Annotated in this window: 23 protein-coding genes; 5 read left to right on the forward strand and 18 right to left on the reverse strand. The window is 66.4% G+C overall.

All coding sequences use genetic code 11. From position 1 onward, the window contains the following. Positions 1 to 17: 17 nt before the first annotated feature. The 5 genes from CAL29_RS15600 to CAL29_RS15620 form a co-directional block, all read right to left on the reverse strand. Positions 18 to 1,637: a methyl-accepting chemotaxis protein gene (locus CAL29_RS15600; RefSeq protein ID WP_094853882.1), complete on the reverse strand. Its 1,620-nt coding sequence runs from the start codon at positions 1,635 to 1,637 to the stop codon at positions 18 to 20. A gap of 530 nt (positions 1,638 to 2,167) precedes the next feature. Next, positions 2,168 to 3,331, reverse strand: a complete 1,164-nt coding sequence (locus tag CAL29_RS15605; RefSeq protein ID WP_094853883.1) for an NAD(P)H-dependent flavin oxidoreductase — start codon at positions 3,329 to 3,331, stop codon at positions 2,168 to 2,170. 83 nt (positions 3,332 to 3,414) lie between these two features. Next, the gene (locus CAL29_RS15610; RefSeq protein WP_094854118.1) at positions 3,415 to 4,296 is read right to left on the reverse strand and encodes a LysR substrate-binding domain-containing protein; all 882 of its coding nucleotides are present in this window, start codon (positions 4,294 to 4,296) and stop codon (positions 3,415 to 3,417) included. Positions 4,297 to 4,538: 242 nt separating this feature from the next. Next, the gene (locus CAL29_RS15615) at positions 4,539 to 4,940 is read right to left on the reverse strand and encodes a lysozyme inhibitor LprI family protein (RefSeq protein ID WP_094853884.1); all 402 of its coding nucleotides are present in this window, start codon (positions 4,938 to 4,940) and stop codon (positions 4,539 to 4,541) included. 65 nt (positions 4,941 to 5,005) lie between these two features. Next, entirely contained in the window at positions 5,006 to 5,656 is a 651-nt protein-coding gene (locus CAL29_RS15620; RefSeq protein ID WP_094854119.1) for an N-acetylmuramoyl-L-alanine amidase, read from the reverse strand. 433 nt (positions 5,657 to 6,089) lie between these two features. Between CAL29_RS15620 and CAL29_RS15625 the strand changes: the two genes are divergently transcribed. After that, on the forward strand, positions 6,090 to 7,340 hold the full coding sequence (locus tag CAL29_RS15625; protein ID WP_094853885.1) for an aconitase X: 1,251 nt from the start codon (positions 6,090 to 6,092) through the stop codon (positions 7,338 to 7,340). After that, a complete protein-coding gene (locus CAL29_RS15630; protein WP_094853886.1) occupies positions 7,333 to 7,776 on the forward strand; it encodes an aconitase X swivel domain-containing protein in 444 nt (147 codons plus the stop codon). The genes CAL29_RS15625 and CAL29_RS15630 overlap by 8 nt, the downstream gene beginning before the upstream one ends. Here CAL29_RS15630 and CAL29_RS15635 read toward each other — a convergent pair. The 6 genes from CAL29_RS15635 to CAL29_RS15660 all read right to left on the reverse strand — a co-directional run bounded on the left by CAL29_RS15635 (position 7,758) and on the right by CAL29_RS15660 (position 14,808). Beyond that, on the reverse strand, positions 7,758 to 8,285 hold the full coding sequence (locus CAL29_RS15635) for a GAF domain-containing protein (protein ID WP_179284051.1): 528 nt from the start codon (positions 8,283 to 8,285) through the stop codon (positions 7,758 to 7,760). The genes CAL29_RS15630 and CAL29_RS15635 overlap by 19 nt on opposite strands. Before the next feature lie 398 nt (positions 8,286 to 8,683). Next, positions 8,684 to 9,673, reverse strand: coding sequence for a DUF6026 family protein (locus tag CAL29_RS15640; protein WP_094854120.1), 990 nt, complete (start codon positions 9,671 to 9,673; stop codon positions 8,684 to 8,686). 105 nt (positions 9,674 to 9,778) lie between these two features. Next, complete coding sequence (locus CAL29_RS15645; protein ID WP_094853888.1) at positions 9,779 to 10,582, reverse strand: DUF2242 domain-containing protein; 804 nt, start codon at positions 10,580 to 10,582, stop codon at positions 9,779 to 9,781. A gap of 303 nt (positions 10,583 to 10,885) precedes the next feature. Then, positions 10,886 to 11,818 carry a Bug family tripartite tricarboxylate transporter substrate binding protein gene (locus CAL29_RS15650; protein WP_179284052.1) on the reverse strand — a complete coding sequence of 311 codons (933 nt, stop codon included), beginning with the start codon at positions 11,816 to 11,818 and terminating at the stop codon, positions 10,886 to 10,888. Between the two features lie 267 nt (positions 11,819 to 12,085). Next, positions 12,086 to 13,555 (reverse strand): AMP nucleosidase, encoded by a 1,470-nt coding sequence (locus CAL29_RS15655; protein ID WP_094853890.1) that lies wholly within the window; start codon positions 13,553 to 13,555, stop codon positions 12,086 to 12,088. Between the two features lie 131 nt (positions 13,556 to 13,686). Then, positions 13,687 to 14,808, reverse strand: coding sequence for a branched-chain amino acid ABC transporter substrate-binding protein (locus CAL29_RS15660; RefSeq protein ID WP_094853891.1), 1,122 nt, complete (start codon positions 14,806 to 14,808; stop codon positions 13,687 to 13,689). A 339-nt stretch (positions 14,809 to 15,147) separates the two neighbouring features. On the opposite strand from CAL29_RS15660, the gene CAL29_RS15665 reads away from it, so the two are divergent. After that, positions 15,148 to 15,744, forward strand: coding sequence for an RBBP9/YdeN family alpha/beta hydrolase (locus CAL29_RS15665; protein ID WP_094854121.1), 597 nt, complete (start codon positions 15,148 to 15,150; stop codon positions 15,742 to 15,744). A gap of 13 nt (positions 15,745 to 15,757) precedes the next feature. Here CAL29_RS15665 and CAL29_RS15670 read toward each other — a convergent pair whose 3' ends face one another. The 5 genes from CAL29_RS15670 to CAL29_RS15690 form a co-directional block, all read right to left on the reverse strand. Then, positions 15,758 to 17,140, reverse strand: coding sequence for an MFS transporter (locus tag CAL29_RS15670; RefSeq protein WP_218831856.1), 1,383 nt, complete (start codon positions 17,138 to 17,140; stop codon positions 15,758 to 15,760). Positions 17,141 to 17,210: 70 nt separating this feature from the next. Further along, the gene (locus tag CAL29_RS15675) at positions 17,211 to 17,990 is read right to left on the reverse strand and encodes an acetoacetate decarboxylase family protein (RefSeq protein WP_094853892.1); all 780 of its coding nucleotides are present in this window, start codon (positions 17,988 to 17,990) and stop codon (positions 17,211 to 17,213) included. Between the two features lie 29 nt (positions 17,991 to 18,019). Then, on the reverse strand, positions 18,020 to 19,003 hold the full coding sequence (locus tag CAL29_RS15680; protein ID WP_094853893.1) for a C-terminal binding protein: 984 nt from the start codon (positions 19,001 to 19,003) through the stop codon (positions 18,020 to 18,022). After that, positions 19,000 to 19,770 carry an SDR family oxidoreductase gene (locus tag CAL29_RS15685; RefSeq protein ID WP_179284053.1) on the reverse strand — a complete coding sequence of 257 codons (771 nt, stop codon included), beginning with the start codon at positions 19,768 to 19,770 and terminating at the stop codon, positions 19,000 to 19,002. Before CAL29_RS15685 ends, CAL29_RS15680 begins: the two co-directional genes overlap by 4 nt. Continuing rightward, positions 19,767 to 20,522 (reverse strand): FadR/GntR family transcriptional regulator, encoded by a 756-nt coding sequence (locus CAL29_RS15690; RefSeq protein WP_094853895.1) that lies wholly within the window; start codon positions 20,520 to 20,522, stop codon positions 19,767 to 19,769. Before CAL29_RS15690 ends, CAL29_RS15685 begins: the two co-directional genes overlap by 4 nt. A gap of 166 nt (positions 20,523 to 20,688) precedes the next feature. Between CAL29_RS15690 and CAL29_RS15695 the strand changes: the two genes are divergently transcribed. Both CAL29_RS15695 and CAL29_RS15700 read left to right on the forward strand, forming a co-directional pair. Next, positions 20,689 to 21,813 (forward strand): mandelate racemase/muconate lactonizing enzyme family protein, encoded by a 1,125-nt coding sequence (locus CAL29_RS15695; RefSeq protein WP_094853896.1) that lies wholly within the window; start codon positions 20,689 to 20,691, stop codon positions 21,811 to 21,813. Between the two features lie 67 nt (positions 21,814 to 21,880). Continuing rightward, positions 21,881 to 22,723, forward strand: coding sequence for a fumarylacetoacetate hydrolase family protein (locus tag CAL29_RS15700; RefSeq protein ID WP_094853897.1), 843 nt, complete (start codon positions 21,881 to 21,883; stop codon positions 22,721 to 22,723). A gap of 30 nt (positions 22,724 to 22,753) precedes the next feature. Here CAL29_RS15700 and CAL29_RS15705 read toward each other — a convergent pair whose 3' ends face one another. Both CAL29_RS15705 and CAL29_RS15710 read right to left on the reverse strand, forming a co-directional pair. Beyond that, positions 22,754 to 23,254, reverse strand: a complete 501-nt coding sequence (locus CAL29_RS15705; protein ID WP_094853898.1) for a Dps family protein — start codon at positions 23,252 to 23,254, stop codon at positions 22,754 to 22,756. Between the two features lie 157 nt (positions 23,255 to 23,411). After that, positions 23,412 to 24,362 carry a LysR substrate-binding domain-containing protein gene (locus tag CAL29_RS15710; RefSeq protein ID WP_094853899.1) on the reverse strand — a complete coding sequence of 317 codons (951 nt, stop codon included), beginning with the start codon at positions 24,360 to 24,362 and terminating at the stop codon, positions 23,412 to 23,414. Positions 24,363 to 24,393 lie beyond the last annotated feature (31 nt).

Here is a 24,393-nt window from a genome sequence, read left to right on the forward strand (position 1 = left end):
TCGCGCACCGTCCACCATCAAGCGGGCATGGCGGCGAATTCCTCGATCTCCTGCACGGCGCCCGCCAGGCGCGGAACGCGCTTCGCGGCGGCGTCCTGCGTGATGCGGAACACGCTGACCAGTTGCGCGAGCGTCGCGGTCTGGTCCTGCATGGCGCCCGAGGCGGCGGCGGCCTCTTCCACCAGGGCGGCGTTCTGCTGCGTCACCTGCTCCATCTGCGCGATGGCCAGGTTGATCTGCTCGATGCTGCCCGTCTGCTCGTGCGTCGCCGCGCTGATCTCGCCCATGATGTCGGTCACGCGCTTCACGCTCTCGACGATCTCGTCCATGGTGGCGCCGGCCTGGCTGACCAGTTGCGAACCGCTGTCGACCTTGACCACCGAGTCGCTGATCAACTGCTTGATGTCCTTGGCGGCGGTGGCCGAGCGCTGCGCCAGGCTGCGCACTTCGCTGGCGACCACGGCGAAGCCGCGGCCCTGCTCGCCGGCGCGGGCGGCTTCGACCGCCGCGTTCAGCGCCAGGATGTTGGTCTGGAACGCGATGCCGTCGATCACGCCGATGATGTCCACGATACGGCGCGACGACTCGTTGATCGAGGTCATGGTGCCGACCACCTGCGACACGACGGCGCCGCCGCGGCTGGCCACTTCCGAGGCCGACATCGCCAATTGGTTGGCCTGGCGCGCGTTGTCCGCGTTCTGCTTGACCGTGACGGTCATCTGTTCCATGGTGGCGGCGGTCTCGCTCAGCGAGCTGGCCTGTTCCTCGGTGCGCGAGGACAGGTCCAGGTTGCCGGCGGCGATTTCCCGCGCCGCGGTGGCGATGGAATCAGTGCCGCCGCGGACCTGGCCGACGATGTCGCGCAGATTGCCGTTCATGGCCTGCAAGGCCAGCAGCAACTGGCCGGTCTCGTCGCGGCCATGGATAACGATCTCGCTGCTCAGGTCGCCCTCGGCCACGCGCCGGGCCGCGTCCACGGCCGACGCCAGCGGCCGCGTGATGCCGCGCGTCAGCAGCCAGGCGCATACCGCCCCGAACGCCAGCACCAGGATGGCGAGCACGATCAGTTGATGGCGGCTCTCCCCGGCGATCTGCTGGATGTGGGCCGCGTCCTGGTCCAGGCGCTTGCGCTGCACGCCGACGAACTCGGCCAACAGCTTGCTGTAGCCGACCGAGGCGGGCAGGAAGGTGGATTGGAAGATCTGGCTGGCTTCCTCCGCCTTGCCTTCCCCCTTGAGCTTCATGATCGCGTCGCGCGCGTTCACGTAGCCGACGCGCACCTCCATGATCTTCTGGTAGACCGCCTTCTCGTCCTCGGCCTGGATCAGCGGCTCCAGCTTCTTCATGATCTCCAGCGAAATACGCGTGCCTTCCGACGCGTCGCGGGCGAAGAAGGACGAGAGGGAGGGATCGGTGCTCTTGGCGATGGCGGAGGTGCGGGTGATGCCGACCAGCACGAAATTGGCCCAGTCGTTGGTCATGCGCTCCTTGGCCAGCGGCAGCTCCATCATCGCGCGGGTGGCATCGGCCACCCCGCTAAGGCGCCACAGGCCGATGGCGGCGATAAGGATGGCCAAGGCCAGCACCAGGCCGAACCCAAGCGCCAGACGGGCGCCGATTTTCATATTCTTCAACATGACGATTTCTTGTCCTACTCTTGATTGCTGCCGATACAACGAGGTACGGCCCTGGCGTCGCGTCCTCCAGGGACACGGCACGCGCGGGCCGTGGGATGGAACCCGGACGTCCGGGGTTGCCGGTCGTCCCAAGAAATCGAGTGTTAGCGCACCGCTTTCTTCCTTACCTCCTCCTTTACGTCCGTTGCCCGAAGGTCTTTAGGTCTGTAAACGGACGAAACAAAGATTTTTTTACCGCCGGGCCGCCAAGGGAGGCCCACCCCCTACCCGCTTCGCGGGCCCCCTCAAGGGGGCGGCGTTGGCGGACCGGAAGGATGGGCCCACCCCCTACCGCGCTGCGCGCGGCCCCCTCAAAGGGGGCGACACCGGCGGACCGGGGGACCCGGCTCCGCGGTGTCTTCGATAGGCGTTGCTTCTTGCCGCCGGGCCGTCCCAAGGCAGAAACGCCTCCTCGGGGGGCAGCAAGCGGCGATAGCCGCGCGGCGTGGGGGCATTTTTTTACGTCCAGCCTTATTCCCTGCCCCGGTTGCTCAAATGCCAGCCAACGCCGCGATAGCGGCCCGGCGTTCCGCCTCCAATGCCGCCACCAGCTCCGCGGCGGGCAGCGCGCGCGCCAGGGAGGCGGCCTGGCCCGCCCAATGCGCGGCATAGGCGTTGTCGCCCTGCGCCTTGGCTGCCGCGTGCAGGGCCTTGCCCGCGTCATAGGCGATGGGATAGTCCGGCGCCGGCGGCGCGCCGGCGGCCTCGCCCAGCGCCACCAGCCGGTTGCGGACGCCGCGCGCCTGCCGGCCTGAAATCGCCCGCGTGTGCGCGGTGCTCACCTGCTCGTGGCCCAGCAGGTTCTGGCGGTAGGCCGCGTCGGCGGCGGATTCCGGGCACGTCACGAAAACCGTGCCGAGCTGCGCCAGTTGGGCGCCGAGCGCCATCACGGCGGTAATGCCCGCCCCATCCATGATGCCGCCGGCGGCCACCACCGGCAGCCGCGTGCGCGCGACCAGCAGGCGCACCAGGGCCAGCGTGCCCAGCTTGTCGTCGTGCGCCCGCGGATCGAAAAAGCCGCGGTGGCCGCCCGCTTCGATCCCCTGCGCCACGATCGCGTCGATGCCGGCGGCTTCGATCCGGCGCGCCTCGTCCAGGCTGGTGGCCGTGGCCATCAGGAAAATGCCGGCGGCGCGCAGCGCCTCGATATGGCCGGCGGCGGGCAGGCCGAAATGAAAGCTCACCACGGCGGGCTTTTCCCGCAGCAGCAAGGCCTGCATGTCCTCGTCCACCAGGTAGCTGGTGTAGATCTCCTTCAAGGCCGCGGGCGGCTTGGCGCCATGGCGCTCGAACTCCGGCGCCAGATAGTGCAGCCACGCCGCCTCCGCGTCCGCGTCGGCCTGGGCCGGCGCATGGCAAAACACGTTGACGCCGAAGGGGCGAGTCGTCAACGCGCGGGTTTGCGCGATGGCGGTCCGCGCCGCCTCCGCGTTCATCGCGCCCAGGCCCAGGAAACCCAGGCCGCCGGCATTGCTCACCGCCGCGGCCAGCGCCGGCGTACTGGTGCCCGCCATCGGCGCCTGGACGATGGGCGCGGCCAGGCCCAGGCGGGCGGACAGGGAAACGCCGGCGGCCGGCGCGGAAGTCTGAGACGATTGCGCCGACGAGGAAGGCGCGGCGGCCGAGGGCGAGGTGCGGGGCGATGGCAGGGACATGGCGATTTCCTTGATGCGGGGGAAGCGGCGGTATGAATGGACCGGGAAGTGAGTGGGCCGGAAAGTGAATGGGCCGGGAAACCTCAAGCGGCCAGCAGCCTGGCGAACTCGCTCAACGCGGCGGTGTCGAAACCCGCGCGGCGTATCAGGTAGCTATGGACCGGCCGCAGCGGCACCAACCCCGCCCCGGTCGGCACGCGCCGCATGTCGATCATGGACCTCGGCAGCACCGCGACGGCCGCGCCGGCCATCACGCAGGCGAGGATGGCGTCGTAGGAGTTCAGGTCGAGCAGCGTCCACTGGCCGGGGTCCCCGCCCTGCTCCGCCAGCCATTGCAGGACGCACTTCCGATAGGTGCAGCCATGCGCGAACGCGGCAAGGCTGCGCACTTGCAGATCGGCGGCCGTGCGCGGCCGGGGGTGCCCCGGCGGCGTCACCAACATCAGTTCCTCGGTGAAGAGATAGCGGCCTTCCAGGCCCTCGCCCAGCTCGCGCATATCGGCATCCTCCGGACGCCCGGCGGCGGGATGGGCCACGATGGCGGCGTCCAGGCGGCACTCGGCCACGGCCTGGGCCAGCGCCTGCGTGGTTCCGGTCTGGATTTCGACGGCGACTTGCGGCCAATCGGCGCGGAAGCGCGCCAGGGGTTCCGGCAGCCGGCTCGCGGCGGCCGCTTCCATCGATCCCAGGCGCAGCCGCCCGCTGGGCGTTGCGCCCAGCACCGCCTGGCGGGCTTCCTCGGCCAAGGCCAGGAGACGCTCGGCGTAGTCCAGCATGCGCTGGCCTTGGGGCGTCAACGTCATCCGCTTGTTGTCGCGCCGGAACAGGTCGACGCCCAGGCCTTCTTCCAACTGCCGCAGCCGCGTCGTCACGTTGGACTGCACGCGTCCCAGATGCTGAGCCGCGCGCGTCACGCTTTGCGCCAGCGCCACGGCGCGGAAGATTTCGAGTTCGGCAAGTTCCACGGGCGTCCCCAAAGCAGGATTCGAGACGGCCGGCCATGACGGCGAACGGCGCCAATCTCAAATCTTATTTTGAGAACTATATTTACCTTTGAATCTCAATTCAAGATAATTTTCCGCCTGGCCCTTGCCAAGAAGCCGTTGCGGAATGCGCGCGCCGCCACTCGGGAACGGGGAGCCGGGGGTACCCTCCCGGCTCCCCCGGCTCCCCGCGCAGCGTGCAACACACGCGCGTCCCTACCCTCCTACCCGCCGATCTTGCTGTCCTGGCAGCCGGTGCTCTTGCACTCGCGCTCGCGTTCCTTCAGGAAATCCAGGCGCTGCTGCGTCATGCTCACCGCGCAGTCCAGGTTCACGTAGTAGCCGTTCGGCTTCTCGTAGCTGCACTGTTCGTCGCGCGTCTTGATCCAGGCCAATTGCCCCTTCTTCAACGCGTCCTGCTGCGCCGGCTTCAACAGCTTGCGAAGGTCGCCATAGGCCGTATTCAGGTCATGGTCGGTCTGCGAAAACAGGTTGCCCGAGCAATAGACCTGGTCGAAGGCATTGCGCGGCTTGGCGCAGCCGGCGGCCTGGGCGCCGGTCGCCACGAAAGCGGAACCGGCAAAGGCGGCCACGGTGACGGCGAGGCCGAAGGCGGTTTTTTTCATGTCATTACTCCTTGTGGACGAAAGCGGGCGGACAAAGGGGCGGGATGGCGCAATGACGCGCCATCTCAGTGTTGCGCGTTGCAGTCATGCACGGCCTGCGCGATGGCGTTGGCCAATTTCGCGATGGTCTGCGGCTGGGCCAGGCGCTTTTCCTCGTCGGGATTGACGATGACGCCCGCCTCCACCAGCACCGCCGGCATGGTCGCGGTCTTCAGCACCACCAGGTCGTCGAAGCGATGGATGCCCAGGCGCTTGTCGATCAGCGGCCGGTTCTCGCCGGGGATGGGCGTGGCGTGATACAGCGATGGCTTTTCGCCCGCGGCCAGCAGGTGCTCGCCGATGGCCTGGGCGCAGCGCAGGCTCTGGTCGTAATGCGGGTTGAGCCGCGACACGAAGATCGAGTAGCCGGCGAACTCGCGCTGGCGCCCGGCGTCGATCCAGGCCTGCGGCATGGAATCGTGATGGATGGAGATGAAGAAATCGGCGTCCGGCGCCTGCGCGGTGCGCTCCGCCAGCGCGATTTCCTTGCCGTTGACGGAAACCCGCTTCACGCGGTCGTCCAGCGCCATCAGGTCGTGCGCCACGGCGCCGCTCAGATCCAGGTTGTACTGGTACTCGACGCGGCCGCTGGCGCCGGTGGCGCCCGGATGCTGCGGCGTATGGCCGGTGTCCACCACGATGTAGGCCGCCTGGGCCGCCGTGGCGCCCGCCATCATGGCCCACGCCAGCAACGCCGTTGCCGCGCGCCTCGCGGCGGACTTGCCTGCGCGGCCACGGGCCGCTTGTTCTCGCGCTTCTTCTCGATATGCCACTGCTTCAATACAGCCGCGCCAGCGCGCATGCCGTCCTATTTTTTAAAATTTGGGACATTGCCTGGACAATGCATAAGCCTCGAATCGCCGGAATTCTGCGTCTCCCGCCGTCCCCTCACAATCCCCATTGTGTAATACAGCGTTACTTGCAGCGGCCGTTTACCGGACAAAAGATGGCACGGAAAGGATGGCATCGGCACACCCTCCGCCCCCGCGGATGCCAAGCGCGCCCGTCTCTATCCGCGCCGCCCGGCGGGCAACGGCCGGTTTCAGGACGCGGCTCCCCGCGCATCGCTAAAATCCGCGATCACGCTCCCTCGAACCGGAGACTTGCCGCTTGGTCACCCTATCCCGCCACGACCAGGAACTGCTGGACGGCCGCCATGGACCGGCGGCCGCGCTGGCCATGCGCATCCTGGTCCGCTGCGCCGGCGTCATGGGCGCCGGCCGCCTGGTCGACATAGAAAGCGCCCACATCGACGGTTGCCTTTATCACGGCCAGACCAGCCTGGATTTCGTCGAGCGCCTGGTCGCGGGAGGCGGCCGGGTCGTGGTCCCCACCACCCTGAACGTCGGGTCGGTGGACCTGATCCATCCGGAACTCTTTCGCGGCGGGGAGGCGCTGCGCCGCGACGCCGAGCGCCTGATGCGGGCGCATCTGGAACTGGGCTGCGAATCGACGTTCACCTGCGCCCCCTACCAGCTCAAGCACCGGCCCCGCTTCGGGCAGCAGATCGCCTGGGCGGAATCCAACGCCATCGTCTTCGCCAACTCGGTGCTGGGCGCGCGCACCAACCGCTACGGCGACTTCATCGACCTCTGCGCCGCGCTGACCGGCCGCGCGCCGTATTGCGGCCTGCACCTGGCGGAAAACCGACTGGGCCAATACCTGTTCCAAGTGGACGATTTCCCCACCGACCCCGACGGCCGCGACATCTGGTACGCCGCCCTCGGCCTATGGGTGGGCCGCCATGCCGGCGCGCGCATCCCGGTCATCGAAGGCTTGCCGCCCGACACTCGGGAGGATGAACTCAAGGCCTTGGGCGCGGCGGCGGCCTCCAGCGGCGCCATCGCCCTTTTCCATGCCGTCGGCCTGACGCCGGAAGCCGGCAGCCTGGCGCAGGCCCTGGGCAACCGGCCGCCGAGCCAGCGCATGGCGGTGACGGGCGCCGACCTGCGCGCCATGCGCTACAGCCTGAACCAGGCCCCGCCCGGCGCCCCGCTCGCCGCCGTCAGCGTCGGCACGCCGCATTTTTCCCTGGACGAATGCGCCCGCCTGGAAGCGCTGCTCGCGCGGCAGCCCGCGCCCCTGCTGACGGACTTCTACGTCAACACCAGCCGCTACATTCTTTGGGACATGGAAGCCAATGGCCTGGCGGCGCGGTTGCGGCAGGCCGGCGTGCAGTTCGTCACCGACACCTGCACCTACCTGACGCCGATCATGCGCGATACCCGGGGCGTGGTGATGACCAACTCCGGCAAATGGGCCCATTACGCACCCGCCAACATCGGCGTGCAGGTCGCCTACGGCAGCCTGCGCGACTGCATCCGTTCCGCCTGCCTGGGCAAGGTGGCATTCGATGAATGATAAATATTGGGACGCGGACAGCGTGGTGCCCGGCGCTGGCGGCGGACCGGTGCGCCTGTTGGACGAACCGCTCAGTTTTTGGGGTGGATACGATGCGGATGCCGGCCGTATCGTCGAAGCGCGCCATCCGCAGTACGGCGCTACCCTGGCCGGCGCGACCTTGCTGATGGCCCGCGCCAAGGGATCGAGCAGCAGTAGCAGCGTGCTGGCGGAGGCGATACGCAACGGCACGGGGCCGGCGGCCATCGTCATGCGGGAGCGCGACCTGATCGTCGCGCTGGGCTGTATCGTCGCCTCGGAACTCTATGCGGCTCAGGTTCCCATCGTCACGGTCGATGCCGAAACGTGGCGTTGCCTGGGCGCCCTGCCTCCGGATGCGCGCCTGCGCGTGGAGGCGAATGAAGAAAACGGCCGGATCTACGCTTCCACCAACTGACGCGCCGCGGCGAAGGCGGGGGCCAGCATATAGGCGAAAGGCATGGCCAATTGCACGTGCAGGTCGCGGTACCAGCCCTCTTCATGCATCAGGCTCAGCATGCCCACCGTCTCGCCCTTCACGACGACCGGCACATTGAGCACCGAAACGCAGCCCAGGCGGGTGATCTCGTCGGGGTGCTCATAGGCCCAGCGCAAATCATCCGCATCGCAGCCGATGTAGGGCTGCCCGCGGCTGATCACCAGATCGTTCCAGGATGGCGTGCCGGTGGGGTGGTGTCCGCCGGCGGGATGGACTTGCGGGCGGCTGCTGTACATCCGCACGATCTCGCGCGGCTCCTGCGATACGGCATAGACGGCGAGCAGCTTGTGGCCGACCAATTCGCCCAAAGCCTTGTCGATCGCCTGGCACACGGATTCGGCCTCGCATCGGCGCGCCGCCGCGCACGCCTCATTGAGCAACAACATGGGTCGCGACGGCGCCGACTGCACCGTTACGACGTCGTTCATTTCATCCATGGCTTACCCCCAACCCTTGAAACTTTCAACCGCCTGGCAGGATTTCCGCCATGGTCGTGTGCCGTGATGCCGAACCGGCGATTACCGCCCCTGCGCCGCGGATCCCGCCGCGCCAGCGCGATTGAAGACGCGCACATGCAAGATCGGTCAGGATATAACGCCACCGTGCGGGCCGCCAGCCAAGCGTGAAAATAAGTTACATAACTTATACCTGGCCAAACTTGTCAGCACGGACCGTGCCTGCATTTCGGCGGCTTGCGTTCTCGGACTTGGGGCTCGCCGCCGCCCGGACTTTGGCTCGGGATCGCCGGATCGAATAACTCGTCGATGAGTCGAAACGGGCCATAAGCGGCCCAATAACAGGGCGCGCTGGCGCTATTTCGCTATTTTCATGCCCCACCCTCGCCGCGCGCCTGGGCCAAGGCGATGGTCAGTTGCTGCACCTTTTTCTTCAACTGGTCGCGCTCATCCTTGAGGTCCGCGATTTCACACATCAAGTTGTGGATTTGCAACTGCTCGGGGGTCGCGTCGGCAGGCGGTTCCGGCAGATCGGGCCGGGGCGGCTTGGCGGGCGCGCGCGCTTCCCTCACCTGCCGCGCGGCGGCGCGCAGCTCCTTCTTGCCGCCGGCCACGGCCGCGACCTGGTCCTGGGCCGGCAAGGAGGCCACCGCGGCGGCCGCGTTGATCGAAATCACGCCTGACTTGATGGCGTCCACCAGCTCGGGCGCGGCGCTTTTCTGGATCTTCTCGATTTGCGTCAGCGTCGCGGGCGTCACGCGCGCGACCCGGGCGGCCGTCTGCCGGTTCCAGGGCGGCTCGTCATCGGCGGCGGCGCCATCCTGGCCGGCCGGGTCTCCGGCGTGCGTGCCGTCATCGGCGGCCGCCGCGCCGGCGGCAAATCGGGCGTCGGGCGCCGCCTCGCCAGCCTGTCCGGCCGTGGAGACATTACCCGGAATATCGCTTCCATCCTGGCTGCCCGGCGCCGTGAGGTTCCCGGCCGCCATCCCTTCGGCGCCCTCGGACTCCGCCGCCCGGCGAGCCTGGGCGCGCACGCGGCGCAGCGCCATGATCTCCTTCTTGCGCAAGGCCATCAGCCCGCGCTGGAAATCCGACACGCTGCGCCGGCCCAGTTGATTGTCGATCATCCACAAATGGACGTCTTCCAGGCTCTGGAAGCGGGAATTCTGCACCGTATTGAACGGAATTCCGTGTTTCCGGCAGATCTCGTAGCGATTGTGCCCATCCACCAGCACATCGCCCCACAGCACCAATGCGTCGCGGCATCCTTCCGCTAGCAGACTGCGCTCCAGCGCCGCGTATTCGTCCTCGGTCAAGGGATCGATATACGCGCGCAGGTCTTCGTTAATAGTGATCGACATGAAAAACGGCCAGGCCAACTCGGTAAAGGGCGTAAGTGTACGATCCCTGGCCCCCTGGCCGGGGCCGGCCGCGCCATGCAGGCGCGGCCCCTCATTCCCGAACCGTCATGGCGTTGCACCATCCGCCGGCTTGGCGGTCGCGTCGGACGACGAACCAGCGCCGGCATCCGCACCTTGATTCGCCTGGTCCTTGGCGGCCTGGTCCTTCGCGGCCTGGTCCTTCGCGGCCTGGTCCTTGGCCGCTTGATCCTTGGCTGCCTGATCCTTGGCTGCCTGATCCTTGGCCGCCTGATCCTTCGCCGCCTGATCCTTGGCCGCCTGATCCTTCGCCGCTTGATCCTTGGCTGCCTGGCCCTGCGCCACGTTCCCCGCCGGCGCCGGCTTGGGCATGTAGCGGGCCATCAAATCGAAGAAATTGTCATAGAAATCAGGCGAATCGATGGTCTCGCTGGCGATCTTGGTCAATGAATCATCGGACGACCCGAACGGCATCGACACCGATCCCAGCACGCTGAGCCCGACACCCGCGGACGTACTGTTCTTCTTGATGATGTAGTGATCCTGCACCGCGTTCACGAACGTCGTGCTGTGCTGTCCATCCCTGCCGTCCGTCGCGCACACCACGTGCATCGACAACTGGGTGTGTTTTTGATCCGGCTCCTGGAAGTTCTTGCTGGCGTCCACGCCATCGTCCTTGACCTTATCGATCGTATAGCCCTGGCTCAGCAGCGCGCGCCGCGCCGCCTCGCAGGCATCCTTGCCGGAAACGGCATAGTCCCGCGTATAGGTCCCCTTATCGCTGAACGTCTCAGCGTACTTCGGCCTATCCGACGCGCATCCCGCCAGCAGCAAAACCGTGCAGGCCGAGGCCAGCGCGGCGCCGCGCAAGTATGGGGTCGCAGTAGACATAAGATTCAGATCTCCTTTACCGTCGACGCCGCCATTCGGCAGGGAGAGCGCGACGGGGTAAATAAAGATCTAATGAACCATGCTTTCCCGCGCCAAAGTCTGCAAAAAAGTCAAAAAATGTAGCGCGGACATCCCCGGCCGCCCAATGATCGTGCTTCCCCAGGGAAAACCGGACATCGGGCATGGACACGAGACCCGGCGTGGTTGGCTTCTTCGGCCGGCCGACCCGCCACGCGCACGGCCGCAACGGTCGGCCAACCGAAACCGGCCCGGACGCGGCCAGACGTGCAGCCAAATGCGCGGTCAGTGGACGACGCTCATCCCGCGATACCGCAGGATTTCCGACCAGGCTGCCGTGTCCTTGGCGATGCGATCTTCAAGACCCTCGGGCGACGCTGCCGAGGCAGGCAGGACGGCGTAGCCCAGTTCCGACAGGTTTTGCCGGACCTCGGCCATCCCCAGCACCGTATTCAAGGACCGATTCAGGCGGGAGATGACCTCATCCGGCGTTCCCTTCGGCGCCAGGAAGGCATACCAACTGGGTATCGCCGCGCTGGAGAAACCGAAGGTCCCGATATTGGGAACATCCGCGAGTTGATCGAATTTTCCTTCTGAAACAACCGCCATGACGCGCACGCGGTCGGCCTGTATGTGAGGCAACAGCCCCACGACGCTGGAAACATAGAAATCGACCCTGCCCTCCATCAGGTCCGCCAGCGCCTGCGCGTTCTGCTTATAGGGCACGTGGATCAACTGCACGCCCGCCGTGGCCTGCATGGCGTCGCACAGGAAATCGCCCACGGAACCGCTTCCGCCGCTGGCGCAGCGCAACGCTTCCTTCCTGCGCTTCGCCATCCTGATGACCTCATCCAGCGTGGCGCCCGGGACATGCTTGCCCATGATGAGCACAACGGGCACGCCCGTGGCCATGCCGATCGGCGCCATGTCTTTCAACAGATTCACTTCGCCCTGCCCGTACATCAGCTCGCGCAGGATCAGCGAGCTTCCCGCCAAATACACCGTATAGCCATCCGGGGCGGCGCGCATGACCGACAAGGCGGCCAATGCGCCCGTGGCCCCGGGCTTGTTCTCGACGACGACCTTTTGCCGCAGATCGTCCGACATATAGCGGCTCAAGTGACGAGCAAGCAGGTCGACGCTGCTGCCGGGCGCCCCGCCGACCACCAGCGTGATGGGCCGCCGCGGATATCCCTCGGCTTCCAGATTCGAAGACATTCCCATCATCGGTATCATTCCTCCTGCCATGGCCAACACGGCCAGTTTCACTTTTCCCATGCGCATCCTCAGTCTCCAATAAATAGAACGAGAACTGGCTGCCGCCAGAACACGCGTCAGCAGTGGCATGGGTGCGCGAGGCGATGAAGTGGTTCCGACGACGCCGCGAAACGCCTATCTGATGATCTCCTGCAAGAGGCGTAAAAAAGGCGGCACCAGCCGGCGCCGCCTTTTTCAAGACGATGACAGTAAAACTGGACGAGAAGACTACTGGAACGCCGTCTCGATGAAACTGCGCAGCTTGCGGGAGTGCAGGCGTTCCGGCGGCATTTCCCGCAGGCGCTCCAATGCCCGCATGCCGATCTGCAGATGCTGTCCTACCTGGCGCCGGTAGAACTCGGTGGCCATTCCGGGCAGTTTCAGCTCGCCATGCAGCGGCTTGTCGGAAACGCACAGGAGCGTGCCGTACGGGACCCGGAAGCGGAAACCGTTGGCGGCGATCGTCGCCGATTCCATGTCCAGCGCGATCGCGCGGGATTGCGCGAAGCGCTGCACGGGCTCCAAATGATCGCGCAGCTCCCAGTTCCGGTTGTCGATGGTGGCCACGGTCCCCGTGCGCATGATGCGCTTCAACTCCCAACCGGACAGGCCCGCTACCTCTTCCACGGCCTGCTCCAGCGCGACCTGCACCTCCGCCAGCGGCGGCACCGGCACCCATGTCGGCAAATCGGCGTCCAGCACGTGGTCTTCGCGCACGTATCCATGCGCCAGCACGTAGTCCCCCAGGCGCTGCGAGGTCCGCAACCCCGCGCAATGCCCCAGCATCAGCCACGCATGCGGGCGCAGCACGGCAATATGGTCCGTGATCGTCTTCGCGTTCGACGGTCCCACGCCGATATTGACCAGCGTGATGCCGGAATTGCCTGGCCGCACCAGATGATAGGCGGGCATCTGCGGCAGCCGCGCCGGGCCGGCGCCCGCGTTCTCCGCCGCCGCCTGCCCCCGCGGCGTCACCCGGTTGCCGGGCTCCACCAGGGCCTCGTAGCCCCCGGCCTCGTCGGCCAACAAGGCCCGCGCCCGCGCGCAGAACTCGTCCACGTAGAACTGGTAGTTCGTGAACAGCACGAAGTTCTGGAAATCGGCCGGCTTGCTGGCCGTATAGTGCTGCAACCGATGCAGCGAATAATCGATGCGCGGCGCCGTGAACGGCCCCAGCGGACGCGGTTCGTGCTCGCGCCCATGCCATGTGCCGTTGACGATCGCATCGTCGGTGATCGCCAGATCCGGCACGTCGAAGATATCCCGCAGCGGCCGCGTCAAGGCCTCGATCCTGCTGCCGTCCACATACGCCCCGTCGGGAAACGCGAAATGCAGGGGAATGGGCACGTTCGATTCGCCGACCTCGACCGGCACGCGATGATTCTGCAAGAGCTGCCCTATCTGCTCCAGCAGGTAATGCTTGAACAGCGCCGGCTGCGTGATGGTGGTCTGGTATACCCCCGGCTCGGCCACGTGGCCATACGACAGGCGCGTATCGATCGCGTCGTACGTGTGCACGGCGATGCGGATGGAGGGATAGCAGGCCCGCACCCGCCCCTGCAACGCCTCGCCGCGCGTCACGCGCTCCAGCGCCTCGCGCAGGAAAGCGGTATTGCGATCGTAAATGGCGATCAAGCGCTCGACCGCGGCTTCGGCGCTGTCGAACAATTCAAAAGGCATGAAATCCGGTCTGACCATGATGGAACGCCGCTGCTGGAATGATGGACGGTCACGGGGACGCCACGCCGCGCGCGGCGCCCTCATGATTTGCAGGCATTATGCCGCAGCCGCATTGCAACGGCCCGCGCCAGGGACAGGACGGGCCGCGCCTATTTTTGCGCCGTCTTGCTGCCGTCCTTGTGCCAGGCGTAGACGTCGAAGGCGAAGTCGGTCAGGTCGCCCTGCTTGTTCCACGCCACCTTGCCGATCGGCGTATCGAAGCTGTGCGCGTGCAGATAGGCGGCCACCTTGGCCGGATCGGTGGAATTGGCGCCCTTGATACCCTCGGCGATCACCTGCACCGCCGCATAGGCGGGCAATTGGAAAGCGCCGCTGCCGTCGCGCTTCTTGTCGGCGAAGGCCTTCACCACCGCGGCATTGGCCGGGTTGTGCGCGAAATCCGCCGGCAGCGTCAGCAGCATGCCCTCCACCGCGTCGCCCGCGATAGCATTGATGTCCGGATTGCCCACGCCCTCGGGCCCCACGAAGCGCGCCTTCAGGCCCTGTTCGGCGGCTTGCCGCAGCAGCAGGCCCATTTCCGGGTGGTAGCCGCCGAAGTAGACGAAATCCACGCCGGCGGCCTTGAGCTTGGTGATCACGGCGGAATAGTCGCTGTCGCCGGCATTGATCCCTTCGAACAGGGCGACCGGGATATTGGCCTGGTCCAGCCGCTCCTTGACCGCGGTGGCGATGCCCTGGCCGTAGGACTGCTTGTCGTGCAGCACGGCGACCTTGGCGGGCTTGACCTTGTCGATGATGTAGCGCGCCGCGGCCGGCCCCTGCTGGTCGTCGCGCCCGATCGTGCGGAAGACGAAGGTGTAGTTCTTGCGGTCGGTCAGCGCCGGCGCGGTCGCCGAGGGGGTGACCATCACCACGCCCTCGTCGTTATAGATGGACGCGGCCGCGATCGAGGCGCCGGAGCAGACCGGGCCGACGACGAAATGGATTTTCTCGTTGACCACGCGATTGGCCGCCACCGGGCCCTGCTTGGGCTCGCAGGCATCGTCGACGTTGACCGTCTCCAGTTGCCGGCCCAGGACGCCGCCGGCGGCGTTGATCTGTTCCACCGCGGTATCGACGCCCTGCCGCACCATATCGCCATACTGCGTCACCGGACCCGTGGTCGGGCCGACCACCGCGATGCGCAGCGCGCCCTGTGCCGATGCCGTGCCGCCGGCCAACATGCCCATCGTGACACCCAGGGCCGGGGCGAGTTTTCGCCATGATTGCATTTGCCTGTCTCCTTGCTTTGTCTCCACACTCCGCGGCCGGGCGCAAGCCCGATACCCATCCTGGGCGTCGCGGATCCGGCTCCGCCGGTCCGCCAACGCCGCCCCCTCGAGGGGGCCCGCGACGCGGGTACGGGGTGGGCTCCCCTCCCGGCGGCGAAAAGAATACATGAACAAAAGCCGGCGCTGGAGGCGCGGTCCGGATCAGCGCCGAATTAGGGGGTCAAGTTGTAACGCGCCATTTCCGTCGGCGTTTCCCACCCCGCCTTATTCCCGAAAGGGCATAAACAATCGACCATTAATTCGTTGGCGTTGGATAGGCGCGCGCGCATCATCCTGCCCATGCGATTCCAACCGATCATCGTTCCCGGGTGGAAGAATTCCGGCCCCGGCCACTGGCAAACGCTGTGGGAGCAAAGCCTGCCGCACGCCGTGCGCGTGCCTCAGCAGGACTGGGAACATCCTGAACCCCATGCCTGGATCTCGGCGCTCGCCGCCACGATCGAGGCGTCGCGCTGGCCGGCGCTGCTGATCGCGCACAGCCTGGGCTGCATCACGGTCGCGGCCCTGCCCGTCCCGCTGCGGGCCAAGGTGGCCGGCGCGCTGCTGGTGGCGCCGGCGGATATCGAAAGACACGGCGCGCATCCCGACCTGGCCAGATTCGCGCCCATCCCGCGCCGCCCGCTGGGCTTCCAGAGCGTGGTGGTGGCAAGCGACGACGACCCCTGCTGCGGGCTGGCGCGCGCCCGTGAATTCGCCGGGGACTGGGGCAGCCGGCTGGTGGTATTGGAAGGCGCCGGCCACATCAACGCGGAGAGCGGCCTGGAGAACTGGCCGCAGGGCCTGAAACTCTACGGCGCCCTGCGCCGCCGCGCCGTCTGGCGCATCGCGCCGCCCGCGCGCCGCATCGCCCCCGTACCGGGCTACGCGCCCTCGTAAGCAAGGTCTGCCGTCAAGTTGTTGCCTGATCAGCGGGCTGCCGATTGTTTCGCAGTGCCACGATAGCCAGCACCGAAATCACGCAGAGGCAGATCAGATAGGCGATCAGGTAGGTCGATTTGCCGCCGGCCTGCCCGGTGAGCCAGGTTGCGATGAATGGCGTCATCCCGGCCACGGTCGCCCCGTTGATCTCTCTCACGAAGGCAATGCCGGAGAAGCGATAGCGGGCGGGAAAGAGGCTGGTGAGGAAGGCGCCTTGCGAGCCCGCGACGGAGCCGAAGCCAATGCCGTAGGCGATGACAAGCGCCAAGGTCGCCATCAAGATACTCCTGGTGTCCATGAGCCAGAACATGGGCGCCGCGTACACAAGAATGAATGCCGTGCCCAGCGCGTACACGCGGCCGTAGCCGAAGCGATCGGCGACCGCGCCCATGATCGGCGTGCAGACGATGCCGGCAATCGAGGCCACGATAATCACATTCAGCGATGCGATCTTGTCGAAGCCCAGGTTGTTGACCATGTAGCTCAGCGCGAAAGTGTTGATCAGATAGGTGACGGCGTTAGCCCCGGCCATGGCCAGGAACGCGTACAGGACGGTCTTGGGTTGCTTGCCAAGGACTTCGCGCAGCGGCACGGCGGCTTGCTTCGCGGCGCTTGCGTTGCTGACGGCGTTGACGTATTCAGGCGTTTCCTCCAGCCGCCTGCGTATGTAAAGGGCCAGGACGACCAGAATGGCCGAGAGAAAGAATGGGACACGCCAGCCCCAGGACAGCATGTCCTGTTCGGGCAACTGAGCGATCGCACGGAACACCAGCGTCGCCAGCAGCAGGCCCACCACCGTGGCGGACAGGACGTACGCGGTGTAGTAGCCCTTCCTGCGTTCGGGCACGTACTCGGCCACCAGAATCAGAGCGCCCGCGTATTCCGCCCCGGCGCCCAGTCCTTGCAGCATGCGCAACAGAACGAGCAGGATCGGCGCCATGATGCCGATATGGTCGTACGTGGGAAGAAAGCCGATGGCCAGCGTGGACGTTCCCATCAATGCGATGGTGAAGATCAGTGCGGGCTTGCGCCCCTTCTTGTCGCCGAAATGCGAGATGACCAGGCCGCCAATGGGCCGCGCCAGGAAGCCCACGCCCAAGGTGAGGAACGCGGCCAGGGTCCCGGCAACCGGGGACAACGAGGGGAAGAAGAGCCTGTTGAAGACCAGCCCCGCCGCGACGCCGAACAGGACGAAGTCATACCATTCGATGATAGTTCCCACGATGGATGCAGCAAGTACCTGGCGGATCTTGCGTTGCGACACCTGGCCGGTGTGAGGTGGCGTGGCCGAGGTCTCGGATGCTCCCGCGCGCCGGGACGGCAATGTCGCGGGAGGCTTGTTCGTCATGTCCATCGTTGTCTCCTGGAGGGCGTGTGTTGGTCTGATTATGAAAGCGGTGAAGAATCGGACTTGGCGCCACCGCTCAAGCGGCCATGTAGTCGTGCAGGATTTCGCCGGGCACCAGCGTGAAGTCCGCCCGCCAATAGAAGGCGTCGAGCATCTCAAGCACCGGCAGGCGGAAGACGGGAGCCTGGATGTTGGGGCGCAACTCCACGGTGCAGGGCCCCGACCAGCATTCGTGCACGACGACATTGGTCAGCCTGCGGGAGGTGATCTGCCGGATGGCGGGTGTCGCATCGATGTGATCGATGGCCTTGAGGTTGAAGTTGGTCTTGAAGTCGACCAGTTCAGAGAGCCTGGCCAGGTCTCCGCGGTGCTGCTTGTAAGCCAGCGTGCCCGTGATCACGTCAATACCGTTGCGCGACACAGTGCCCACCCACGCGTCGCCGCGCGCTTCCAGGCGCGGATGCCCCATCTTCTTCGGCTGGCCGTGGATCTCGCGCCCGTGCGTCACGCCCACGTCCGAACTCAGATACAGATAGGGCGAGTACGCCCCGCTGACTTGGGCGGCGGGCAGCCGGGCGCCGAACATCACATTGGCTTCGCCATAAGGACCGAGCCAATCGGTGTCATTCATCTTGTAGATGTGGATCAGCACCGTGTCGCCGGTGAGCTCCAGTGGCGGCGGCAGCAGGCGGGCCATGGCCGCGGGGTCCGAACGATAGGCCAGCGTCAGCACCTCGGCGTTTCGGAATTCGAAGGAAAAGGGAGGAATCGTCGGCGCGTCCAGCGGTGTGGAAAAGCCTGGCGCGAGGATCTCTTCAACCGTGATCGGGCGCTTGGCGGCGGTGTATTGGGGCATTCGGGTTTCTCCGGCGAATTGAGGCGCGCTCAGCGCAAGGGCGAGCCAGGCACCGGACAACGCGGCCCCTGGCCAGCCAGGATGCGGCCGATGTCGGCCGCGGCGAGTTCCTGCAGACGCACGATGGCGGCGTCGGAATACCAGGCGGCGTGCGGCGTGAGGATCAGGTTGGGCGCCGCGCGCAACGCGGAATCCGAAGGCAGTGGCTCGTCCTCGAACACGTCCAGGGCAGCGCCGCCGATCACGCCAGCGCAAAGCGCTTCAGCCAGCGCGGGCTCATCGATGAGACGCCCGCGCGCAGTGTTGACGATGACCGCGCCGGGCTTCATGGCGCGCAACGTTTGCGCGTTGATGGCGTGCGTGGTTTCGGGCGTGGCCGGCGCATGAAGCGACAGCGCGTCGGCCTGCCGCAACAGCGTGTCGCGGTCGACGCTTTGCGCGCCGAGTTGCGCCGCGCGCTCCGCGTCGACCTGAGGGTCCGACACCAGAAAGCGAAAACCGAAAGCCTTCAGCCGCGCCAGCACCAACGTGCCAATGCGGCCCAGTCCCAGAAAGCCGACCGTGGTTTCGGCGAACGGCTTCATCGGCTTGGCCACCGCCACGGCCTTCCAGTCGCCCGAGCGCACCGAGGCGTCCAATTGGGGCAGCTTGCGCAGCGCCGCCAGCAACATCGCGGCGGCGTGATCCGCCACCTCGGCGGTGCAGTAGTCAGGGACATACCCCACTTCGTGCCCTCGGGCGAAAGCCGCTTCCAGGGCGATGTTGTCGAAGCCGATGCCGTAGCGCACGATGCCCGCGCCTGGCGCCAGTCCGGAGATCGCCGCGCCGGTCATGGGTGCGAACTGCACCAGGGCCACATCGGCGCCTTCAACGGCTTCCTTCACCTCTTGCTCGGTGCTGCATTGAAACGACTCGAAGTCCGCGCCATGTGCCTGGGCGGCGGCGCGCTCCGAATCGAGGTCGGGAAAGGTGTAGTCGGTGACGACGACGCGTCGCTTCTTGCTGCTGCTCATTCGGTTTCCTTGGTGAAGACGGCGAATTCGGGGTCGCGCACGTCGACCTCGACCTTGTCGATCCTGGCGCGGGCCCGTGGGCCGCACAGCCAGGCCACGACGCGGGCCGTGACCCGCGGCGAATTCAGGCTTTGCCGCGGGATTCGGCTGACCTCGTTGATGCCGGAGTCGCGTATGGAGCCCTGCATTCGGGTGTCGGTCGGCGGAATGCCCAGCGAGAACACGCGCAGCCCCTGCCCGCGATATTCGAGATCCGTGGCGCGCGAGAGCATGACCAGCGCGGCCTTGCTGGCGCAGTAGGCACTCCAGCCGTCCAATGGGCGGTAGGCCGCACCGGAGCTCATGTTGACGATGAGGCCTTGCCGCGCGAGTAGCTGGGGCAGGAAGGCCCGGGTGCAGCGCATCGCACCGGCGGCATTGATCGCCAGCACCTCTGCCCATTGGTCGGGGTCGACCTCGGCCAATCGCCCGATGGGATGGATCACGCCCGCGTTGTTCACCAGCACGTCCGCGCCGCCGAAGTACTGCTCGGCGGCGGCGGCCGCCGCGCTGGCCTGCCCGGTGCTGCGCACGTCGGCGTCGAGGATGCGCAGACGCTGTGGGTACTGTCCGGCGAGAGCAGCGAGTTCGTTCTCCGCACCCGGCTGCACAAGCGCCAGCACGGAGGCGCCGTCGCGCAGCAGTTGGCGCACGCAGGCGGCGCCGATGCCGCGGCCTGCTCCGGTGACCACCACGGTGGTCGATTCGAGATGCGAAATCGTATTCAAGATGCCTCTCCTTGGGCGCGGCGTGCCGATCGGGTTCGCGTGGCCTCGATCGAGGCCTGGGTGGACTGCAGCACGTTGAGCATGTGCTGGCGCATGGCGAGCTCGGCGGCGGCGCCGTCGTTGGCGGCCAGGGCGGCGACGATCGCCGCGTGGTCGACCAGGCTCTGGGCGATCACCTGGCGCGATTCGGAGGCCACGGTGCGGAACTCCAGGCCCAACGTGTTCAGGCTGGTGGCGGCCCGCGCAAGAAAAGGGTTGGCCGCCAGTGCATGGATGTGCTCGTGGAACGCGATGTCGAGCTTGCGGTAGGCCTGCGGATCGCCTATGGAAGCCTTCTGCTGCTCGATCAGGTCGCGCAGGCGGGTCACGTCCGCGGGGCTGGCGGCGAGCGCCGCGCGTGCGGCGATACCGCCTTCGATCAGTTGGCGGGCGTCGTACAGCGTTTCCACCGCTGTCTCTTCCAGCGACAGGAAGAACTGCAGGGGGCCAAGAAGCTCTTCGGCGCGCAGGCTGGACACGTAAATGCCCCCGCCGTGGCGTGTTTTCAGCACGCCCAGCACCGCCAGGGCACGGACGGCTTCGCGGATGGTGGGCCGGCTGACGCCGAAGGACAGGGCCAGCTCGCGCTCGGAGGGGAGCCGGTCCTCGGGCTTGAGATTGCCCGCGCGGACCATGCCGAGCAGTTGAGCAACCACCTGCTCGGAAACCGGATCGCGTTCGACGCTGGTGATTTGGAAGGAGGGATCTGTCATTGCGATGCGTCCTGCAGGAAGGGAAGGCTCGTTGCGCCGACCGCGCTGGAAAAACCGGTGGTCAGCAATCAGCAAAGTGGTCAGGCCACTTGGTCACTTGACGACTTGGCCGCCAGAATATAAGCTCCCTCCCACCCCGTCAAGGCATCTTTGATGCAAGCGCCCCATGAAGCTCGCCCACGTCCAGCCCTACATCCTTCGCTACCCCGACCCCAATGATCTGGACCGGGCGCGCATGACGGTCCTCGTGCGCTTGGTATCGGCCGAAGGCGTGGTCGGCTGGGGCGAGGCGATCGCCATGTGGCCGGAGGCTTGCCGCGCGACCGTGGTCCTGATCGAGCAGGGACTGGCGCCCGTGCTCATGCAAGCGGGCGAACTCACGGTCGCGCAGTGCTGGCGGAAGATGCGAGAGCACACCTGGTGGTACGGCGAAGGCGGCATCGCCTCGTTTGCCTTGAGCGCGATCGACATGGCCTTGTGGGACATCCACGGCAAGCAAGAGGGCAAGCCCTTGTCGATCCTGTGGGGACGGGCGCGCGAGCAATTGCCGGCCAACGCCAGTTGCCACGTCAACAAGCAGAGCCTCGCGGCGTGCATCGACGAAGCGCTTGGCTTCCATGCCGAGGGCTTTCGCAGCGTGAAGCTGGGGCTGGGCAAGAAGTCGCTTTCGACGGTCGGACACGATCCCGAAAGCAGCATTGCCCTCGTGGCGGGCCTGCGGCGCGAAGCCGGCCCCGGGCTCGAGATCCTGGTGGACGTCGGCAACGGCTTGCGGTGGGACGCCGATACCGCCATCGACACCGTGCGACGCATGGCCGAACACGAGATCGGCTGGATCGAGGAGCCGTTCTATCCGACCTTCCTGGACGACTACCGCGCCCTGCGCGCCGCCGTGAACGTGCCGATTGCAAGCGGCGAGCGCGAGTGGACGGTGAGCGGCTACCAGCGGCTGATCGACAGCGGCACGGTCGACGTCCTGGGCGTGGATCCGGCCCGCGCCGAGGGGATCACCGGCTTTCGCGAAATCGACCGACGCGCCGGCGCGGCGGGCATGACCGTGAACGCGCACGCATGGAGCACCGCCATCACTACGGCGGCCAGCCTGCACCTGTCGCTCTCTTCTCCCAACACCCGCTTGTTCGAGCTCAAGCCCTTCCCGGTGGCCGTTCAGCAGGAACTCGTCGCGCTGCCGCTGGCACAGGTCGATGGTTTCGTCCGTGCGCCCGATGGCCCCGGCCTGGGCATCGATGTGGACGAGGCCGTCGTGCAGCGCCTGCGTTGCGACGCCTGAAGCTCACCTGCTGCCTGGCCCCTGCTCGCATTCCCTCTTCCTATCCACACATCCAAAGGATGCCTTGATGAAACTCGTTCGCTACGGCCTCGCGGGCCATGAAAAACCCGGCCTGCTCGATGCGCGGGGCCACCTGCGCGACCTCTCGGCCCATGTCGCCGACATCGCGGGCGACGTGCTGACGCCCGCCGGCGTACAGGCGCTTGCCACGCTCGACCTCGAGCAGCTACCTCGGGTGGAAGGACAGCCGCGCCTTGGTCCCTGTGTCGGCGGCACCGGCAAGTTCATCTGTATCGGCCTGAACTATTCCGACCACGCCGCGGAAACCGGCGCGACGGTGCCGTCCGAACCCATCATTTTCATGAAGGCGACGTCCGCCATCGCCGGCCCGAATGACGCGATCGAGATTCCGCGCGGATCGACCAAGACTGACTGGGAGGTGGAACTGGGTGTCGTGATCGGCAAGCCCGCCAAGTACGTGAGCGAAGCGGACGCGATGGACCATGTCGCCGGTTATTGCCTCGTCAACGACGTGTCGGAACGCGCGTTCCAGATCGAGCGCCAAGGCCAATGGACCAAGGGCAAGTCGGCCGACACCTTTGGACCCATCGGCCCATGGCTCGCGACGCGCGATGAAGTGGCGGATCCGCAGCGGCTGGGAATGTGGCTGGAGGTCAACGGCGTGCGCCGCCAGCACGGCTCAACCGAGACCATGGTCTTCAACGTGCGCCAGTTGGTGGCGTACCTGTCCCGGTTCATGAGCCTGCAGCCTGGCGACATCATTTCCACCGGCACGCCTCCCGGCGTCGGAATGGGCCTGAAGCCGCCCATATACCTGAAGGCGGGAGATGTCGTGACGCTAGGTATCGATGGATTGGGCACCCAGCGCCAAGAGGTCGTGCAAGGGTAAGGGACGATCGCCCCCGGACGGCGTTACCCCTTACTCCAGCAAGCTACGCAGCATCCAGGCGTTCTTCTCGTGCACGTCCAGGCGCTGGGTCAGCAGGTCGGCGCTGGGCTGGTCGTTGGCGCCGTCGGCCTTTTCGAAAGCGGCGCGCGCCGTCTTGGCGACCGATTCATTGCCCTTCACCAGCAGGCGCACCATTTCCATCGCCTCGGGCACCGAGTCCGGCTCGGCGATGGAGGACAGCTTGCCGTATTCGCGATACGTGCCCGGCGCGTGGTGGCCCAGCGCGCGGATGCGTTCGGCGATGCTGTCCAGCGCGTTCCACTCTTCCGTGTACTGGGTCATGAACATCGTGTGCAGCGTGTTGAACAGCGGCCCGGTGACGTTCCAGTGGAAGTTGTGCGTCATCAGGTACAGCGTGTACGAGTCAGCCAACAACTTGGACAGTTCGGCGGCAATGGCCGCGCGGTCCTTGTCGGAGATGCCGATGTTGATCCGCGGTGCGCCAGCGTTGTTCTTGGAAACTTTAGCCATGGATGAGCCTCGTTTAATTGGATGAAATGCTCAACAAGAATACCACTAGCAAATAAACAGCTTTTGACACTCAACAAGAATCCGCCGATAAGACCAGGCCGCCAATTCCGCGGCAACGTCCCTCGCGTTCCGACCCGCCGCGGCCGCCGTCAATCCATCAATCCTGATGCGAGGCCACCTCGTTCTCCAGCATCCGCACGCCCGGCAACTGCGTGGCGTAGATGGACTGCGCCAGCGCCTCGATGGCCGCCAGGCGCGGAAAGCTGCGCCGCCAGGCCAGCACCACGCGCCGGTCGGGCGTCGGCGGCTCCAGCGGAACATAGGTCAGGAGGCTGTCGGCGGGCGGATGTTCGGGCACCGCCGTGATCGGCAGCACCGTGATGCCGATGCCGGCGGCGACCATGTGACGTATGGTTTCCAGCGACGACCCCTCGAAGGTGCGCTGGATGCCGTCGCTGGCCGCGGAAAACCGCGACAGTTCAGGACAGACTTCCAGCACCTGGTCGCGGAAGCAGTGCCCGCTGCCCAGTAGCAGCATGGTCTGCTGCTTCAGGTCCTCGGCGTGGATGCTCTTGCGCTTGGCCCAGGGATGGTCGCGCGGCACCGCCACCAGGAAAGGTTCGTCGTACAAGGGCTGCACCACCAGTCCGGCCTCGGGCAGCGGCAAGGCCATGATGGCGCAATCGATCTCGCCTTGGCGCAGCAGTTCCACCAGGCGCACCGTGAAGTTCTCCTGCAGCAGCAGCGGCATCTGCGGCGTGCGCGCGATCTGCACCGGCACCAGGCGCGGCAACAGATAGGGACCGATGGTGTGGATCACGCCCACGCGCAGCGGCCCCGCCAGCGGATCGTGCCCATGGCGGGCGATTTCCTTGATGCCCGCGCTTTCCTCCAGCACCTTCTGCGCCTGCGCGACGATGCGCTGGCCGATCGCCGTCACGCCGACCTCGGCGCCGCCGCGCTCGAAGATGGTCACGCCCAGCTCGTCCTCCAGCTTGCGGATGGCCACCGACAAGGTCGGCTGGCTGACGAAACACGCCTCGGCCGCACGGCCGAAATGGCGCTCGCGCGCAACGGCGACGATATATTTGAGTTCGGTGAGCGTCATATTCGCGGTTCCAGTAATGTGGCCCGGACGG

The organism is Bordetella genomosp. 10 (genome assembly GCF_002261225.1).
Classification (GTDB): Bacteria; Pseudomonadota; Gammaproteobacteria; order Burkholderiales; family Burkholderiaceae_B; genus Bordetella_C.